Genomic DNA, 17,156 nt, shown 5'->3' with positions numbered 1-17,156 from the left:
AGATTTTCTGCCGAAAGTGGGGAATTTTCAAGTGCCGTTATTGAGGATTTTAACAGTGCCGTTCACAAAAGTGACTTTAAACCATCTACACGATATGAATATGATAAAGATTGGCATGGTTTTTTGCTAGTTTTGCTTGACTCATTGATATTACATCCAGAGTTTAGTCGTGACAAGACCAAACAGATTTACTCTTTGGATAGGGTAAAGGAATACAACGAAAAATTGTTTCAAAGCATCGAAACATACGTTCCTAATCATTTGCAGACAGCAATAAAAAACCATCCCTCTTTTGTTCGTGCTGAAAAGGAAACAGAATTAATTGTGGAGCTTGAAAAAAAGGTAGCCCAAGTAATGGCTGTTATTCAGATGATGCCCGCGTTACTTCGGTTTCAGGTGCTTTTGGGGATGAACAAGGCTTTGGATACTTACCATCTAAATCTATCTAAGCAACTATCAACGTATTACATTAAAAACGCACTTGAATTACGACATTGTGATGAAGAAACTCGAAAACAGCGGGAAATTGAACAAGAGGAACTGGATAAGCTGATTAGCTACCTGTTAAGAAAATCGATTGATAATCAAAATAAGAAGTTGGAACCAAGCATAGAACATTTAGCAGAAAATAATATCAATGACAAAGATTATGAACGACAAGTAATCGAAGTTCTGTTTGAACAGGTTATATTAGGAGAGTTCAAAGAACAGGCTAACAGCAGAATACAGAAGTTGATAGAGGATACGGAAGCCGCAATATTAAGTCATCCATCAAATGAGGAGATAATTACGAAGGTAATTAACGTATTGAACAATCCAGATAATCCAAAGGAAAAACTAGTTCGATCTTGGCTAGAACAAGTGTTAAAAATAATTGCACTTAGTGATCGAAACGGAGACCGAAATAAGCAGGAAGCAAAACAGATTTTGCAACAAATCATGTATGAAAATTTTCTTCAAGATATTAATAATTGACTTTTAAGGTTTAGGGGGAAAGACGCTCAAACGTCTTTCCCTTATTTTGTTTTCGGCATTGTTTTAAATTTAATAACATAATCCGATGAGCACACATCACTAGAACAACGTAAGGATGCTAAGTACACTCATCGGCAGTTTAATTCTTCTCGTATTAATAGATCGGAGGTGAAATTATGTCGATGTCGTTTGTAGGCTACAAGGCTACGTTCCATGAAGGAAATGTTCAATTTGAACAGGGATTGCTCAAGAGAGAAGGCCCGAATAAGGTTCAGGCTTACATCTATCACAGGATGCTAAAAGATGTGAAAAAAATGAAGCCGAAACCAAACCGAGTTAGCCTTACATCCAGAGGCGTACAAGCCGAATGGGTATTGCCAAAGCCGATTACGTTTCACACACAGGATGAGGTAGATCAGTTTGTAGATCAGATCAATAAGGGCTTCAAGAAGAACTGGTTTGCACGACAATACTCACTCGACTTGATACCAGTGTGTAATTATTAGCTAGCAAGATCGAATATGGCAAAGGGGTATATCCCTGTTTGCCGCCTGATTGCACTATATGTAATGGGAAATCCGGCCAAGTACGATAAACCACAATCATTAAAAGGGAAGGAATGAAAAATATATGAAACACAACGTAACTTTCATCGATACTCGCAATGAAGTTAAAGACACTTTCAACTTCATGTATGAGCATGTTCGTTATCAGCAGGGTACTTTTTTGCAAGAAATTCAAGTTGTTATTACAGGCTTCAATGGGATACGTTTTGCTAAAGTTACGGACCCCATTGAAAAAGATTGTATGATGCATCAACTTTTATGGGAACTATTTTACATTACTGACCATTGCACAAGTAATGTTACTATCTCTGATTCTGAAATAATTGTAAGTTGGGCATTACCGCTTCATATCAACACAGGGTGCTTTACTGCTAAAGAGATTAATGAAATAGAAGACAATGTAAAATTGTTCCTAATGCAGATAGACGGAATCATTATTGAAGATTGTAGCTTACTTATGGTTACGGACGCTAGTACTGATGAAGAGTTGGCTTATTTCCGTGACACCGTCTTTTTCCAGAATCAGGTTTGCAAAATGCTTGGGCTTCAAATGTCCATAAAAGTAAATCCTCATGTAACTAGGTAAAATGGCATTAATGGTCGGAGGGTGTCCCAAAAGCCATGAATAATGGCTGAGGGATCCCCTTGATCAAGTCCGAATTTGTGTGTAAATTCCCTCAGCTAGAATTTGCTACATAATGCGTGTCACTTTAGAAGCGGACTTTGGTCTGTTTCCCCGCCATTCTAAGTATTCGGCCATATCGAGATACTTCTTGCCGGCGGCCCATTTCTCGTCTTGTTCCATGAGTAGGGCACCGATGAGTCGAATGACCGATTCACGGTTTGGAAAGATGCGTATGACGCGTTCGCGACGACGTACCTCCTCATTCAGCCTCTCAACGCTGTTCGTAGTCCGTAGACGTTTACGGTATGTTTCTGGAAGGCTCAGAACAGCCGTAGCATCGTCAAAGCCAGCTTCTAGAATCCGCATTGCTTTCGCCGCTTTTTCCTCGTATGCTGCGATCGTTTGTTCAAGCATCATTCTTGCAGTGGCTGGATCAGGTGCCTCTAGAATTGCGCGTACTCTCGGATAGATTTCGTCCTTAAGCCCTTTGGGCGTCGCATCCAGGACATTACGCATGAAGTGCGTTTGGCATCGTTGCCAAGCGACGCCTTGTAATTGTTGACGAATGGAACGCACTAAGCCTCCATGATCATCAGATACAACAAGATCCACACCGCGAAGTCCACGAGACTTCAGCCAACTGAAGAATTCGCTCCAGCTTTCTTCGGACTCTGTATCGCCCAACATGAGGCCCAATACTTCGCGGTGTCCATCTGTATTCACGCCAATACCAAGCATTACGCCTCGAGAGCGAACACGACCGTCTTCACGCACTTTCAGATACAGCGCATCAACGAGAACAAAAGGAAAACGGCTATCCGACAGCGGACGGTTATTCCAAGCCGTGACGATTGGATCGAGACGTTTACACAGGTCGGAGACCGTTGATTTCGAAAACTCTGTGCCGCAGAGCTCCTCCGTCACTTGTGACACTTTACGTGTGGAGACACCGTTGATGACCATTTCCATCATGGCGAGGATCAGTGCTTGTTCACTTCGCTGGTAGCGCATAAAGAGTTCCGTAGAAAACTTGGCACCACGAATCCGGGGCACACTTAGCACAATCGTACCGACACGTGTATGTAATGGGTGAGGATAAGAACCATTCCGGTAACCTTGTCGATCTTCGGTACGCTCGTAACGATCGGCTTCCACTTGTTCCGTCACCTGCGCTTGCAAGACTTGGTTTAAGACCGATTCTAGCAGTTTTGCTACACCGGCATCTTGGGAGTTTCCTAGAAACAGTTGATGCAAAAGCTGCGAATCTACGTTAATCTGGTATTGAGCCATTTCATAACACCTCGTCCATTTAGAATGTTGCTTCGACAACACCATTCTAACTGAGGGATTTGAATATGGCTCCCTTTCTTTTGGGGAGTCTAGCATTTTACACAATTATACGGACTCAACTAATTGCATTCTAGATATATATTTCAACCTAACTGTTAAAAAGTCCTTTCAAGTGAGTTGTAACTGATGGCAACACAAATAAACAAAATTGACCGTCCGACCCGTTACGGTGAAAAATACCATAAATGATGTTTCCCGACGGTCAAAGTTATAATAACCCAATAAAAATGTAAAACAAGGACAGCTCTCGAGGCTGCCCTTGTTTTGGTCAACTTGTGGTGCGTTTTAACCATTGAAGTAATTTACCCTCACGTTGCCAAATATGATAGTTAGCATTTACATACATAATGGCCTCGTTTGTATCGCCAAAACTATAATAATCCGGCGACTGGCGGGGCAGCTTCTTTCGACCTAAGAGAAAATCAATAACGTGACGATTTTGCTGAGTTGCCTTAGCCAGTAAGCGATCCAATTTTGAAGACAAACCGCTTTTCCCATATTCGATCAACACACGACTGTAATTCATGTAGGCACTATCTTCATTATATGTTTCTAATAATCGCGATGCTTTTTCAAACTGGTTCAATTCAATGTAGATTGAAAGCAGAGAGTAGCGAACTCCTTGATTATCGTTAGGATTCAGATCGAGCATTTCTGAAAATTCTTTTTCTGCTTGTTCAATTTGTCCTGCCATCAAAAGGCTGTTGGCATAGCCTTCCTTTGATCGCATATACGGTCGAGTATGGATTAATCCCCAAAAATGACCTCGATCTTCATGAAAACATCTCAAGCCAAGATCGCGCTCCCCAGCTTCTTTTCCTTGTTTGTAAAGCCGTAATAATTCCTCCAGATCATCACTTGATTCAGCGAGAATGTTATAGGCGTCCGGACTATCTGGATACAATTGAAGAGCTTGTTTAGCCAGTTGAATTCGTTTTGGAACAGAAGGCTCTTCCCAAGCATCATACAGGATCTTCTGTGCCATCTCTTTGGGATCGAGGGAGGAGTTTTTTGTCATACGAGTGTGGTTAGATAGATGCGAGTTTATAAACTCATTGAGTTGTTCCATTGATTCGAACTCTTTTCCCTTAACTAGGCTTGTCATCTCGTACAGAGCTCTTTCTGCAGAGAGACGAGATGGATCGGTATGTGTCTGCAGGCCGCTGTTTTCTTGGAAAATGGTATGAAACAACCATTCCTCACCGAGGATTTCCTGCGCACGTTTGGAGATCGTTCCTACTGAGACACCGTATTTCTCCGATAACTCAGATTGCGTCACAGGAAGATCCAGCATTTTGGCAACACAGTATTCAATAGCAGCTTCCATGACACCAGGTTTCCTTACTATTGGGTGAGCAGCGTTTGCGTACAGATTCCACATTCGAATGGCAGAAGCAATAATAGTAGGTTCATATTGGGGGTACATGGAATTGACAATGTTTCTAGCTAACAACTCATATAAATAATGATCCCAATCAAATTCCTGATCGATATATGAAAAAAGAAGGGCTTTGGCATCTTGTGGCGCCGATGGTGAAAAACCTCTGAGTTCGTCTTGGGATAAACAGCATTTTTTGTACTTTTTTCCACTCCCGCACGGGCAGGGAGCGTTTCTGCCGATTTTCAAGATGGTCACTTCCCTCGTGCTACATATTAGTTGCTACTAGTATATCATAGAACTATGATGTACTTTGAGTCGCCATCTCCATGGAGAAAGATCATCAAGGATAAGTAGCAAGTGAAAATAGATACCATATGGCAGGACAGTAAATGGGGATTGATAAAAATGTCCAGAAAAAAGGGCAAGTCTTCCACACCACGACATAAACGGTTAAACAGGTCGGGACGTCTGCAGACGGCAAAGCATTGGCTTCACAAGTATCAAGGGAAAAATCTTTTGCACGGGTATAGTAAGCATTTTGGGGTAGATTTACTTTGTGCCATTGAGGAATTGCAGATGTTGAGCGTGTCGTTCGATGAAAAATACGTTAATCAAGTGAAGCAGAGTGTAGAAGATCGAATAAAGGCAAGAAAAAAAAGGGAAGAGAAACAGCAAAGAGAGGAATGGCTCCGGGCACAACCTTTTTCGGATGAAGCGTTTAGCTTCATCGCTGGCTATACGAATGGCGGAGTTCCATACGGGATTACTTGGGAGGAACAAACTGCAATGGGTAACGGGAAATCGGAAGCTGAAGATGGCATTGATGACTTGCCGTTTTGATCGACAATATACAACTTTATTATCTCGTCTGATTTAATCCGACAGGTATCTTTCACCTGTTGAACCAGATGATGGGGATGACTACTTGAATAGCCAATATCCGTCTGAAATACCTGAAAATATGGTAAAATGAATAATGAGAAGATAAGCAAGGAGGGACTCCCGATGAATTCGCAGAATCAATCTTCACATCGTTCTGATCAGGATCAATATAAAATTGTACTCATTCCTGCGGAAATTTTAGATATTGTAAAAGAGAAACTGGGTGACGAGTTTATCTGGGATTATGATGAGAGGACTCAAGAACTGTTTTTGATGAAACGACCAGAGTCATATACTGAATTTCTTTCCGGGCTTGGTAAGGACATGTGGAGTAGTGTAGGTGGAGAGGAGCATATCCATGGGGAGCGTAGCTCATGGAGCGATTAATTGCTGATTTGAAGCAATACGGCAAAGTGGCGATTGATACTAACGCTCTTATTTATTTGATGGAAAAGCATCCCCTGTACCATGATCCTTGTAAAGAGGTGTTTTCGTTAATTGAGAAAGGGCATCTAGTCGGGATTACATCAGTACTACTATTGACAGAAGTGTTGACAAAACCATTGAAAGATAACAATGAAGGGCTTGTTCGAGCTTATAAAGCTGTCATCAGTACATTTCCTAATTTGGTAATCAAACAAATAGACAAGCAAACAAGTGTACTTGCGGCTGAATTGCGTGCAAAATACGGAGTAAAAACACCAGATGCATTATTTCTAGCAACGGCAATTATGGAAAATGCTGATGTTTTTGTTACCAACGATGTGAGATTAAAGAGAATTGAGGAAATGAACTTTCTTGTTCTTGATGAGTACAAAGAATGACTTTATAGACAATGATGATCCGCCAACTTGGTACAGCTGCCGAAGTACCAGGTTGACGGATTTATTGTTTTGCTGCTGTAAAGAAAATTGACCGTCCGACCCGTTACGGTGAACCGTATCACAAGTAGCGGCAAGTTTTTTGAGGTTTGAGCCCTCAGGAGCCCTTCAAAGATGTTTTATTTTAGAGGTTTACCTACCATCACCTTTCCTGAAAAGACTCGTTTTACGGGCGTTTACGAGCCATTTTGGGTACTAGATTACGAGAGTGTACCTTGGGGGGGACTTTTGCTTGCGAAAAGCAAAAGCCCCCTCCACCTTATCGGTGGAAGGGGCAAGGGTCAAAAAACACTTCTTTATCCCTTCGTCGAACTCTAGTTCGATGCCTTCGAGTTCTTTGCCATTCTTCTTTACGTGTACTTGCTTTATTACCGTTTGAAGAAGGGTTTTCTGCGTGTTGAGGGGCGAGTTTTCCAGGAGTTTGTGGAACATTGTCAGGACTTCACGAACTTCCTTGATTGAGATGGGGCTTGACGTGTTGGTCTCAAGCTGTCTCTCAGCCTCACGCTTGCGCTGTGCAAACTGGTCGAACTTCGCCTTTAGTTCGTTGAGTCTCTCGACCAGAAAATCGTTGTCTATGGCATCGCTCTCATACAGCTTGAAGTACTTCTGTTTCTGGGATTCGAGAGTTTTCAGCTCCTTGTCCAACGCTGCGATTTCTTTTTGAAGAGGCAAGACGCTCTTTGAGCGATCTTTATTGATTTTATTTACGATGTCTTCCAAAATTTTAGGCTGAAGAACGACTTCTTTGATTCGGTTCATCACGAAATCTTCCACAAGGTCTGCCCGGACGGAGTTTGAACTGCAAACGCGACTTCCGTTGTTCCTGAACCTGTTGCAAACGTAGTACCGCCGTACGACAACGGTTCCGTCCTTGAGCTTGTCTTTTACCCGATGGGCTCCCAAAGTTCCGCCGCATTGGGGACACCGCATCAGGCCAGTCAGGAGGTACGTACCCTCAAACACTCTCGGCGACGTTTTTGATTTTTTGCCGTACAATTTTTGTACGGCTTCCCAGGTGTCCATGTCGATGATGGGCTCGTGTTCCCCGTCTGCGATGATCGGGTTTGGGTTGATTCCCTTGCGTCGCTTTTCGTTCCAGTTTTCACGGACGTTATAGCGAATCTTTCCAATGTACACGGGATTGGTGAGAATGGTTTTGACTGCTACAGTGCTGAACGAATTCCCAAGTTTTGTCCTGTAGCCTTCGTTATTGAGTTGATTGGCTATGCTTCTTAGCCCTTGACCAGCTGCGTACATCCGAAAGATTTTTCGGACGAGCTCTGCTTCGACAGGGTTGACAAGAAGCACGGACTCGCTACCTTTACCGGAAGGAACCTCGACAACATTGTATCCAAGGACGTTACCGCCATTCCACTTTCCGTTTCGTGCCCGCTGTTTCATCCCCATCTTTACGTTTTCTATGATGGTGTTGCGCTGAAACTCGGCGATTACACCCAAGATTTGAATGCTCAACTTCCCTGCTGCCGTTTCGGTGTCGAACTCCTTTTCGGAGTAGCTCCGAAACTTTACGTTATTTTTATTGAGTTTTTCCACGATGTACAGAAGGTCGGAAGTCTTTCGGCTGATCCTGTCCAACTTCCAGACCAGTACCTCTTGAATTTTACCCTCTTCAACGTCCCGCAAAAGCTCTTGCAGAGCAGGCCTTTTGTCGATGCTCTTACCGGAAATCCCTGCATCCACGTACTCCTTGTAGACAATTTTTCGTTCCGATTTGCACAAAGAACGAAGCACTTCCAGTTGTGCCGGGATGCTGTACCCTTGTTCAGCTTGTTCTTCCGTGCTCACACGCGCGTATATAGCAACGTTTATTGGATTTGTTTTGAAATCGTAGCTCATCAAGGAAACTCCTTTCTTACGCGATTTGTCGGAACTCTCGTGTACCGAGAAGTTCCGCAGTCAGTTCGAAGTCGGCCAACTCTTCGGCCTCCTGGTCCAACAGGGCAAGAATGTGGAGTCGAATGCTCTCGTTTATTTGCGACCGCTTTTTGCGCTTTTGATTGGTGGAAAGAAAACTTGTGACCATCTCGGCAAGAATCTGGATCATCGCAGTGTAGCTGTCGTCTACTCTCAGATGCAACATGGTTCCCTCCAGATGGAAAATTTTTTACAAGGGATCTTATGGGGCCAAGGCTGGCCCCTTTGCCCCTGTGTACATCGGTTTTGCCAGCAGCGGAGCGCCGCGACCCAAAGGTTTTGCAGTGATGTGCTGCGCAGTGCACTACAGTGCAGCACGAGAGCACAACGAAGAGCAGGCGCTTAGTTTGACTTTACTGGGCTTTGAGCCAAAAGTGCAGCTGTGCACTAGGAGAGAAGGATGTCCGAAAGAACTTCATCTGTCTCTTTCTTTTTGAGTGTCGACACTTTCTTTGGTGCTGGTGGTTTGATTGGAACCTTTCTTTGAGGTTCCTTTTGTGACTCCGTTTGTGGGAGAATCTCTGAACAGTCGTCATCCTCAAAAAGTTTCGAAAGATCATCTTCCGGTTTATCCAGCAGCACTAATCCAGGAAAGTACCGCCAACCGCCAGAATTTTGCCTATCTGGTGCTGGAATCCCAGCTTCTAACAGTGCTGTCCTGAAGGCGTCGTAGAAAAGTTGACGTCTTCTGACTGTGGCAGATGAGAAGTCTGTTTCACCAGTTCTTCTGCACCATGTAAGGAAAGCATCATACAACTCGTTGCTACCAAGCCTGTCGCTTGAGTTACCTACTCGGATATAATCGGCAACGAACGGTATGACGGGGTTTTGTTCACTTTTGTAGTTAGAAACAGCCTGTTGAATCGCCTTAGAAGTGGAAAATTCAAAATCTTGTTCTCTCAATCGCTTGAGCCCTTCCATCGCAAAATTGAAGATGCCCGGCAATTCGGCGAGAAGCTTTTGTAGCAGGTTTTTGTCTACCTCAGCCCCCCTGAAGATCCTACGAAACGGGACAATTACCAGTCTTCTGTAAAAACCGTGGGATTTATCAAGGGTTGTCGGCAGGGTATTTAGAGCAAACAATAGCTTGCATTTTGGTTTGTAGCTGAAGCCTTTTTCAAACTTATTTTCGACCCGAATCATATCTCCAGCTACGATGGTCTTTATTTGTTGCGTGTTCAGCCCTTTTTCATTAAATTCATTCTCAGCTGACACGTTTAGGATTTTTCCAACCAGTTCTGCTCGGGCAAAAGGATGGTTGAGTTCGTTCATCGCTACGTGGGAAGTGTTCTGGCGTCCAACAAGGTGCTCAATGAGCTCAATCAGCACCGATTTACCATTTGAACCAATTCCCTCGAAAATGAACATTTTGTGGGCTCGTGTTTCGGAAGTGCAGCAGTATCCCATGATCTCTTGTACGACCTTGATGGTTTGTTCATCGCCCTGAAAAATTTCGTGTAGAAACCTGTTAAATCTCGGACATTCTGCCGCAGGGTCGTATTCAATGGGATTCTGAATGCTGGAGTACTTATTGGGATCGTGTGGTTCCAGCACAAAGGTGTTGGTGTTGAACATACCGTTTGCCAAATTAATATAGTCCCTGTCGGTGTCGAACTCTTCCACGAATGTGGCAGATCTTTGTAGAATTGCCATGTAGCGACCCTCCCAGCTAGGGTTCCAGGCCCCCTCTTGGACGGCTTCAATCTCACGATACAAGAGACGGTGTAGCTGTTTTTCGCGAAGTGGTTTCCAGACACCGTTTTTATAAACATAAAAACGTTCACCCACGGTAAAAACCAAATGGTATTTATCCATCACGTACTTTGCAAAGAGATGGGGATCTATGTTAATAACCCCTTTTTGAGGGTCAATAATAAATCCCTTACTCTGCAATTCCTGAATTTGTTCGAGAGTGAACAAGGGTTGACCACCTTGTTGGGACGTTGTATTCCTTGCTTCTTCCGCTACTTTTTTTAGAGCAGCGTTTAAATCACGCTTTGGGACACCCGCGCTGGTGAGTTTATCCCTCAGGCGTTGGAATTCAGCAACATCCTGACTTGCTACCTCTACAAGCGCAGCCAGAACAGGAGGCTCAAACGGAGCCCCCATGTCACCAGCTTCAAATGCGCTGACCGCTTCCTGGATCAGATTTTGGATTTCTTCCAGTCTTTGTGTACCCACCATTTTTATCTCTCCTCTCTTGTGAAAAGTAGTTTCAGTTTACTTATTGAGAGGAGAGCAGCCAACAAACGACTCTAGGTGAAAAACGGAGAAAATAACGCATCAGCACAAAACGCCCGCAAACGTTTTAGGCTCGTTATCGAGTCCAAAAGGTTCCTCAGCAGCCCAATTTTTAAAGGAAAAAATACGTGTTTTTTTCAGAAAATCGCCGATTTTGGCATGAGATCGCCTAATTTGGACTTTCATTTTTTTATGACGGCGTGCCGAGCTTTTTGTGGCGGAAAACCAGCCTTAAACGATATTTAGCTTTTTAAAAAAATTCCCCTTCATCTGCGTTAGAAGGGAAATTCGCTGCGGTGTTAGTTTAGTTGTGAAATTATGTTTGTCTTTTACCTATCTTTTCTTTCCCTAGAATGACAATTACCTCGGCGACTAGGAGGACAATCTTCGCAATGGCTGTTAATTTCATGGTAACACCGCCTAGTACTCGTTTGGAAAAAGCATTGTGCAATATTTATCGGAGTCTATGACCCAGATGGTAATTCCGCCAATAGGTTTGGCAACGTATAGGCAGAAAACCTCATCAAGTGGAGGTTGTTCCTGCGGGTTTCGTACATTCTGGAGCGGTACACCATTTACCAGAACGACGGACAACTCAAACACCTGCAAGTAATCCAGAGAGTCTCCCCGTCGCTTTCGTTCTTCCAAGATGTCCCACAAGGCCAATTGTACGTCTAGTGGCACTCGTTCGCTAACTCCTCTTGATACGTATTTATCGGACGAAAATCTCCCATTTCTTGTCATGTAATCGATTTCTTTGCTCATTCTACATCCTCCTCCAGCCAATTCAGGAATTCTTCGTCGTCGGCAACGACTTCGGACGGAACGTAGAAAGCCATTCCGTACTCGTTGGTGTAGATTATGACCAGCTTGTACCAGCACTGACCGTTTCGTTCCACCTTCTCGACAAACTCCGGCAGGCTGCCGAGCAATCCTCCGTCCTCTCGGCTTAAGCCCACCACGGACAGGTCACGTAGGTTGTCTCCCTTCTCCAGCACGACCATGAAACCGTATTGATCGAGCGCAAACTCCTCGTCCAGACCGTCGAAATCGAACGCCTCCTTCAGTTCCAGAAACTCTTCCTCCAGGTACTTCTGGAAGCTCTCGGAAAAGGCTTGTGCTTTCCGCAAGCAGCGTACATCTACCAGTGTTTTGATCGTTCTCAAGTTACAGGTCCCCTTTCTTTTTTATCAGGTGAGCGAGTAATGCTTTTTGGATTTTGATGTTCAGCCACTGGTTACGAAGCCGCTGTTCGACCTCGTTGATCAGGTTCAGAATTTCGTGGTACGTCGCTTGGTTTCGTGGCTCCCCTGACTGGTAGAGATTGTCCAGGAGTAGCGTGACACAGTGTTCGCAGGTCTGGATGCCAAACACAACCTGGTCTTCCTGCAGAACCAGCTGCTCGTACCGTTCAGCCGGTGTATCCATGTATGTCCTCCTCCTTTTACACGCTCGACAATGTGAAAAGGCATCCCACCGTCCCTGTTACGGGCGGCAGAATGCCTTATCTACACAAAAGATTCCCTATTCTTTTCCTGTACCGTTGCAGGCCGGGCAGGTATGTACACCTGAGCCGCCGCACGCGTAACAATTGTCATCGGCGGCGTGTTTGCCAACACCGCCGGTGCAATCGCAAAGAACTTTCTTTTTGCCTCCGCATTCGCTGCAAAGTGCCATGACTGTCACCCCCTTTCCCGAATCTTCCATCTCTTAACCCTAGAGGTACCTAGACGGAGGTGACATCTTGTTCCCTTGATGCTGTCGATTTTTTTCGGAACAGGCGAAAGATTGCTCCGATGAGACGAAACGGCAATGTTACGACCCAAAATGCAGCCTTTATGATGCCCCACAAGAGTTTCAGCACCCCTGCCAGGAAGTCGACGATGAGTGCCAACCATCCCCTTACGATGAACCAGGCCAAAGCGAGAAAGCCGAGGGCGAGTAGAATGATGATGCCGTAGAAAAGAATCGCGTCCATGTTTCATGCCTCCAATTTTGCTAGATGGGGTTTCCATTACACACTATTGATTCCAAAACTTCACCATTTATTATCTTTTGGTGTTATTTATCTGTCAATTAACATTTATAGTTTGTGTTCGGTTTCTATTCCCTCCCTTAAGCTTGTCTTGAGGTGGTTTATGTGACCGAGTTGGTCAAACGATTAGGAAATCGCATCCGGCTTCTCCGAAAGGAAAAGGGCCTGAGCCAAGAGCAGCTAGGCGAATTGTCCGGTTTACATACGAACTACGTTGGTCAAGTGGAGCGAGGGGAAAAGAACGTCACGGTGGAGAGCCTAGAGAAGATCGCACGAGGGCTTGGTGTTTCGTTGGAAGATCTGTTCCGGCACATTGACCCTTCCCCGCGAGCAGATGAACTGCGCCAACTGATTGATCTACTCACGGAGCGCTCCAAACAAGATCGCGTTTTTGCCCTGAAACTGGTGAAGTCCGTGTTCGACTGGGAGCAAGAAAAGTACCAGTAGTTTAGCTACCTGCTCATCACCACCCTTTTGCCTTCTCCCGAACACAAAGCAAATGGCCCTACATCTCTGAGGAATGTAGGGCTAGTGAGTTGCATCACTTATTCGTTTTTGTCCGTGTACATGGTGCACTGTAAGGATTTCAGGCTACTCCATGCTGTTGTAATTGTAGTGTTTCATTAGGTACAGCTTGACCGCCGTGTTGACGAGATTGCTGATCCGATCGATCTCTCCCGTCTCGTACAGCTGGTGCACCTTGCTGTAGACACCGTTTTCCAAGTATGTTGTAACCCTTCGGTACCGTTTGTCGAAAGAGGCTTGTCTTTTAGGGATTATTGGTTGTTCAGTTAAATGCTTTGACGCTGTTATCTGAGGGCTCCCTACATCGTTGGGTCCCTCAGCTTTTTTTGATTGAAGAGGCTTAACTCTCAGCGGTCTTGACTTTTCCCTTTCTGCTGGTTTCGAACCAAGCTTTGTCACCTCCTGGATTTTTTGTTCCTCATCCTTGAGAAGTACTACGTTTGCTCTCTCTGTGGAAGCACCTATTTGTAGGTTCTCTTGTGCTTGTGCCGCCCTTTTTTCGTTTATTTTGGCAACAATTCCGGCAAGAGGGGATTTCATGTTATTCATTTTCGTTCACTCCTACTCTGATGTTTCAGTTTCGTCAACATCTATGTATACGGGAACGTAGATGTGGACGTTTATGAAATTGTTTTCAAATCGGTGGAGTGAAACAGAGTTGTTTTTTCTACCTCCTTCGGGTGATGGTATCAGATCAATAATATATGTCTAAAGATTGGGTTGTTACGGTTTTGTTGGTAACTCCAACGGGGATTCCAAAAAATGGGGGATCAACTAGAGCAGCCTTGTGCAAAACAGAGCGGATGGAGTGCAGTACTAGAGCAGCAGAAAACCCTTGTCTGGCTTGGCAGATCGGCAAGTGCAGGCAAAAGCGCAAAACTTGTCTAGCGTTTTACCAAAAGAGTTTCCGGAGTTAGAAAAACGTTAGTACTAACAACTGTGAAATAAGCTCTGGATTTACGAAGAAATAAGGCTTATGATGCAACCAAAAAGATAAAAATTATGCTTAATTTAAAATACAATATTGACACAAAAATGATACTATAATATCCTCTTCTTAAGAGGTGATGATGAAATGTCAGTACAATGGTTTTCTCCAAATAAAACAATACCAGCAATAACAATTGCTTCATATGGTATAAGTTTTAACGCTGGTTGCTTGCCGTATTTTAAAGATGTAGAAAGTGTTATGTTAGGATGTGATACAACCACTAAAAAGGTACACGTAAAATTACTTAAGAATGAGGAGGGTTCAGGATTTTCAGTACCGAAAATAGATGAAAAGACTAAAAATGTTCGTATCTCTTGTCGCGAATTTGTGCAATTTATTCAGTTGAAATTCAAGTATGATGTATCAAAAACGTACAAATTTTTTGTTGATGAAGTATTGGAAAATGAGCTTATTATCGATTTGAGTTCACCAGTTGTACTTGAAAAGAAAGCTAAGTCCCAAAAATAATTACCCAAAAAATGCGGGGAAGAGGAGGTTGGCAAATGAGTACCATCTTAGAGGATTTTCTTAATGCAAAAACTGATAGCGATGTATTGAATCTTATAAGCAAACTTCAGTTGGAATTGGGTTATATAATTGATTGGAGACCTGTTGGAGACCGAGAAAATAATCTGGCAACAATTAATCTTGGAAGTGATCCTGCAGCTGGAGTAGTCGAGAGAATTACAAATGCTATTGACGGTGTAATGGACAGAAAGTGGTATGAATTAGGCCAACCGTCTGATGTATCTTCCCCAAGAGAAGCAGCTGAGCAATGGTTTGGGATTAAAGAAGGTAGACTTACAAATATTAAGAACTGGAATTCACCGGAAATTCAGGATTTACTTAGCAAAGTAAAGGTGACTCTTCATGATTCTGGTGATGTCAACAAGCCAACTATCGACATTCGAGACAAGGGCACTGGAATAAAGAATGAAGATATCCCGTATTCTATATTAAGTTTGAACGCAAGTAGAAAGTTGAAAAAATTGTTTCTTGCTGGAGCATTTGGACAGGGTGGGTCGACTGCTTTATCCTACTCAAACTATACACTTATTATTACAAGGTCAATTTTTGAGCCAGAAAAGGTTGCCCTTACAATCGTCCGATTTAATCCAGGCAACATAAAAACTGATAAGCACGGTCTTTATGAGTATCTAGTGGACAAAAGAAACAATCTCCCTCTTGAATTTATTATTGATTCCGAAGATACATTTGAATGTGGCACTTTAGTGCGTCATGTTTCAATGGATCTAGGAAAATATAAAAGTGTATTGACTGCACCTAAAAATTCTCTTTATTACCTAGCTCATCATTATTTATTTGACCCAGTAATTCCTTTTACGATTGAAGAAAAAAGAAATAATGCAGTAAAGGGTCAGGATCGTCCGGTAGGAGGAAATAACAGACTACTTGATCACAACAAACTAACTGAATATCATGACAAAGCCACTTTAGCATTTCGAACTGGTAAGGTCACAATTTATTGGTGGGTGTTAACGTCTGAGGGTGAAAACCCAACAAACCGTATCACGCAATATACTACAGCTGCGAAGCCGATTGTTATAACTTACAATGGGCAGAAGCAAGGCGAACTTCCAAATACAATAATAAAGAACGACCTAAAGTTTCCATATCTGGATAAGTATCTTATTATTCACGTTTCATGTGATGAACTGGATAATGAGTCTAGACGACAACTGTTTCCCAGTACTCGGGAATCTCTGAGAGACACTTCTATTCTTGAAGAGTTAAAATCACTGGTGGTAAAAGCACTTGCTTCAGATGAAGAACTGTATCATTTAAATAAACAAAGAAAAGAGAAATACCTTAAACGAGAAGATTCAAAGGCCATTGAAAACATTCGCCAAAGACTAGCTGACCGTTTTAAGATTCATGCCAAAGTTGGGCAAAAAGGTGAATCTCCACGTGTTACACCGCCTGAAAAGAAACGTCAAAGAGAGGCCTTACCCCCAATACCTGTTGTGGAACCGCCAACTTTGTTTGAAATAATTAACTCAAGCCCGAGAAAAGTTTATTCTGGAAAAGGATTTACACTACGTTTTCGAACTAACGCAGACCCTTCATATTTTAAAGTGAATGAAACTTTCAGGGCTATTGTATCCCCGAACAACTTCGGGTACTTCTTGGGTATAACATCAATTAAAAATGGATATGGAACAGCATATTTCGAAGCAAATGAAAACTTACCGGAAGGTGACACAGCAGAAATTACCTTGGAGGTTATACCCAAATCAGCAAAAACATTATCAGCATCTATCCCAGTTCAAATCATTCCGCTTCCCCAAAAAGGAGGGGGAACGGGTGGGGAAGTAACAACCCCAAATATTACTCCACGGTTTGTTTATGAGGGAGAGCAATTCTGGGTAGATAATGAATGGGATGAAAATTCGGTTGCCAAAGTTGTAAGATCTGAAGATTCTATTGACATTTTCGTATCAGCTGGCAACAAAAATTTAAATTCGTTGCTTCAACAGTCCCTTCGAAGAAAGATTGATGTAATTGAAACGATCAAAGATATGTACCTCGAACATATATCATTTCATGCTCTGCTGATGGAATTAGATGAACAAAAAAAGGAGAACCAAGCAGAGTCAATCGAAGATGAGACGTCTAAGGATAGAGAGCTTAGTCGTGTCTCAGAAACGATTTGTGATATGATAGGACAAATTATGCAAACACTGGCATTCGATGCGGCAAGTGCTGTTGCTCATGAGTGATTATAAATTAGACCCTTTCAGAAAT

The 17,156-nt window shown here is 43.1% G+C and carries 19 protein-coding genes; 9 read left to right on the top strand and 10 right to left on the bottom strand.

From position 1 onward, the window contains the following. The first annotated feature begins 195 nt into the window (after positions 1-195). The 3 genes from LOK74_RS20530 to LOK74_RS20520 all read left to right on the top strand — a co-directional run bounded on the left by LOK74_RS20530 (position 196) and on the right by LOK74_RS20520 (position 2,127). The gene (locus LOK74_RS20530; protein ID WP_230043849.1) at positions 196-975 is read left to right on the top strand and encodes a hypothetical protein; all 780 of its coding nucleotides are present in this window, start codon (positions 196-198) and stop codon (positions 973-975) included. A 176-nt stretch (positions 976-1,151) separates the two neighbouring features. After that, complete coding sequence (locus LOK74_RS20525; protein ID WP_230043848.1) at positions 1,152-1,481, top strand: hypothetical protein; 330 nt, start codon at positions 1,152-1,154, stop codon at positions 1,479-1,481. A gap of 124 nt (positions 1,482-1,605) precedes the next feature. Then, entirely contained in the window at positions 1,606-2,127 is a 522-nt protein-coding gene (locus LOK74_RS20520; protein ID WP_230043847.1) for a hypothetical protein, read from the top strand. A 105-nt stretch (positions 2,128-2,232) separates the two neighbouring features. On the opposite strand, the gene LOK74_RS20515 is transcribed toward LOK74_RS20520, so the two are convergent. Together LOK74_RS20515 and LOK74_RS20510 are read right to left on the bottom strand one after the other, a co-directional pair. Continuing rightward, positions 2,233-3,456 (bottom strand): IS256 family transposase, encoded by a 1,224-nt coding sequence (locus LOK74_RS20515; protein WP_230043400.1) that lies wholly within the window; start codon positions 3,454-3,456, stop codon positions 2,233-2,235. 328 nt (positions 3,457-3,784) lie between these two features. Continuing rightward, positions 3,785-5,143 (bottom strand): tetratricopeptide repeat protein, encoded by a 1,359-nt coding sequence (locus tag LOK74_RS20510; RefSeq protein ID WP_277613399.1) that lies wholly within the window; start codon positions 5,141-5,143, stop codon positions 3,785-3,787. 111 nt (positions 5,144-5,254) lie between these two features. On the opposite strand from LOK74_RS20510, the gene LOK74_RS20505 reads away from it, so the two are divergent. From LOK74_RS20505 to LOK74_RS20495, 3 genes are all read left to right on the top strand, one after another. After that, positions 5,255-5,737: a hypothetical protein gene (locus LOK74_RS20505; RefSeq protein WP_230043845.1), complete on the top strand. Its 483-nt coding sequence runs from the start codon at positions 5,255-5,257 to the stop codon at positions 5,735-5,737. A 165-nt stretch (positions 5,738-5,902) separates the two neighbouring features. After that, entirely contained in the window at positions 5,903-6,166 is a 264-nt protein-coding gene (locus LOK74_RS20500; RefSeq protein WP_230043844.1) for a hypothetical protein, read from the top strand. Further along, on the top strand, positions 6,154-6,603 hold the full coding sequence (locus LOK74_RS20495; protein WP_230043843.1) for a type II toxin-antitoxin system VapC family toxin: 450 nt from the start codon (positions 6,154-6,156) through the stop codon (positions 6,601-6,603). Before LOK74_RS20500 ends, LOK74_RS20495 begins: the two co-directional genes overlap by 13 nt. 252 nt (positions 6,604-6,855) lie before the next feature. On the opposite strand, the gene LOK74_RS20490 is transcribed toward LOK74_RS20495, so the two are convergent. The 7 genes from LOK74_RS20490 to LOK74_RS20460 all read right to left on the bottom strand — a co-directional run bounded on the left by LOK74_RS20490 (position 6,856) and on the right by LOK74_RS20460 (position 12,817). Continuing rightward, positions 6,856-8,520 (bottom strand): recombinase family protein, encoded by a 1,665-nt coding sequence (locus LOK74_RS20490; RefSeq protein WP_230043842.1) that lies wholly within the window; start codon positions 8,518-8,520, stop codon positions 6,856-6,858. A gap of 16 nt (positions 8,521-8,536) precedes the next feature. Then, positions 8,537-8,764: a hypothetical protein gene (locus LOK74_RS20485; RefSeq protein ID WP_230043841.1), complete on the bottom strand. Its 228-nt coding sequence runs from the start codon at positions 8,762-8,764 to the stop codon at positions 8,537-8,539. Between the two features lie 221 nt (positions 8,765-8,985). Next, positions 8,986-10,782 carry a DNA primase family protein gene (locus LOK74_RS20480; protein WP_230043840.1) on the bottom strand — a complete coding sequence of 599 codons (1,797 nt, stop codon included), beginning with the start codon at positions 10,780-10,782 and terminating at the stop codon, positions 8,986-8,988. A gap of 477 nt (positions 10,783-11,259) precedes the next feature. After that, complete coding sequence (locus LOK74_RS20475; protein ID WP_230043839.1) at positions 11,260-11,604, bottom strand: DUF960 family protein; 345 nt, start codon at positions 11,602-11,604, stop codon at positions 11,260-11,262. Then, positions 11,601-12,005 carry a hypothetical protein gene (locus LOK74_RS20470; RefSeq protein WP_230043838.1) on the bottom strand — a complete coding sequence of 135 codons (405 nt, stop codon included), beginning with the start codon at positions 12,003-12,005 and terminating at the stop codon, positions 11,601-11,603. The genes LOK74_RS20475 and LOK74_RS20470 overlap by 4 nt, the downstream gene beginning before the upstream one ends. A gap of 1 nt (position 12,006) precedes the next feature. Continuing rightward, positions 12,007-12,267 (bottom strand): hypothetical protein, encoded by a 261-nt coding sequence (locus LOK74_RS20465; protein WP_230043837.1) that lies wholly within the window; start codon positions 12,265-12,267, stop codon positions 12,007-12,009. A 298-nt stretch (positions 12,268-12,565) separates the two neighbouring features. After that, positions 12,566-12,817, bottom strand: a complete 252-nt coding sequence (locus LOK74_RS20460) for a hypothetical protein (RefSeq protein WP_230043836.1) — start codon at positions 12,815-12,817, stop codon at positions 12,566-12,568. Positions 12,818-12,979: 162 nt separating this feature from the next. On the opposite strand from LOK74_RS20460, the gene LOK74_RS20455 reads away from it, so the two are divergent. After that, positions 12,980-13,321: a helix-turn-helix domain-containing protein gene (locus tag LOK74_RS20455; protein WP_230043835.1), complete on the top strand. Its 342-nt coding sequence runs from the start codon at positions 12,980-12,982 to the stop codon at positions 13,319-13,321. A 144-nt stretch (positions 13,322-13,465) separates the two neighbouring features. Here LOK74_RS20455 and LOK74_RS20450 read toward each other — a convergent pair whose 3' ends face one another. Further along, entirely contained in the window at positions 13,466-13,948 is a 483-nt protein-coding gene (locus LOK74_RS20450; protein WP_230043834.1) for a hypothetical protein, read from the bottom strand. Between the two features lie 526 nt (positions 13,949-14,474). Here LOK74_RS20450 and LOK74_RS20445 point away from each other — a divergent pair. After that, positions 14,475-14,858, top strand: coding sequence for a hypothetical protein (locus LOK74_RS20445; RefSeq protein WP_230043833.1), 384 nt, complete (start codon positions 14,475-14,477; stop codon positions 14,856-14,858). 35 nt (positions 14,859-14,893) lie between these two features. Further along, positions 14,894-17,131: a hypothetical protein gene (locus tag LOK74_RS20440; RefSeq protein ID WP_230043832.1), complete on the top strand. Its 2,238-nt coding sequence runs from the start codon at positions 14,894-14,896 to the stop codon at positions 17,129-17,131. The last annotated feature ends 25 nt before the right edge of the window (positions 17,132-17,156 follow it).

The organism is Brevibacillus humidisoli (assembly GCF_020923435.1).
Classification (GTDB): Bacteria; Bacillota; Bacilli; order Brevibacillales; family Brevibacillaceae; genus Brevibacillus_E; species Brevibacillus_E humidisoli.
Note: the sequence above shows the minus strand (reverse complement) of the source record. Positions and strands in the feature narration are given on the sequence as shown.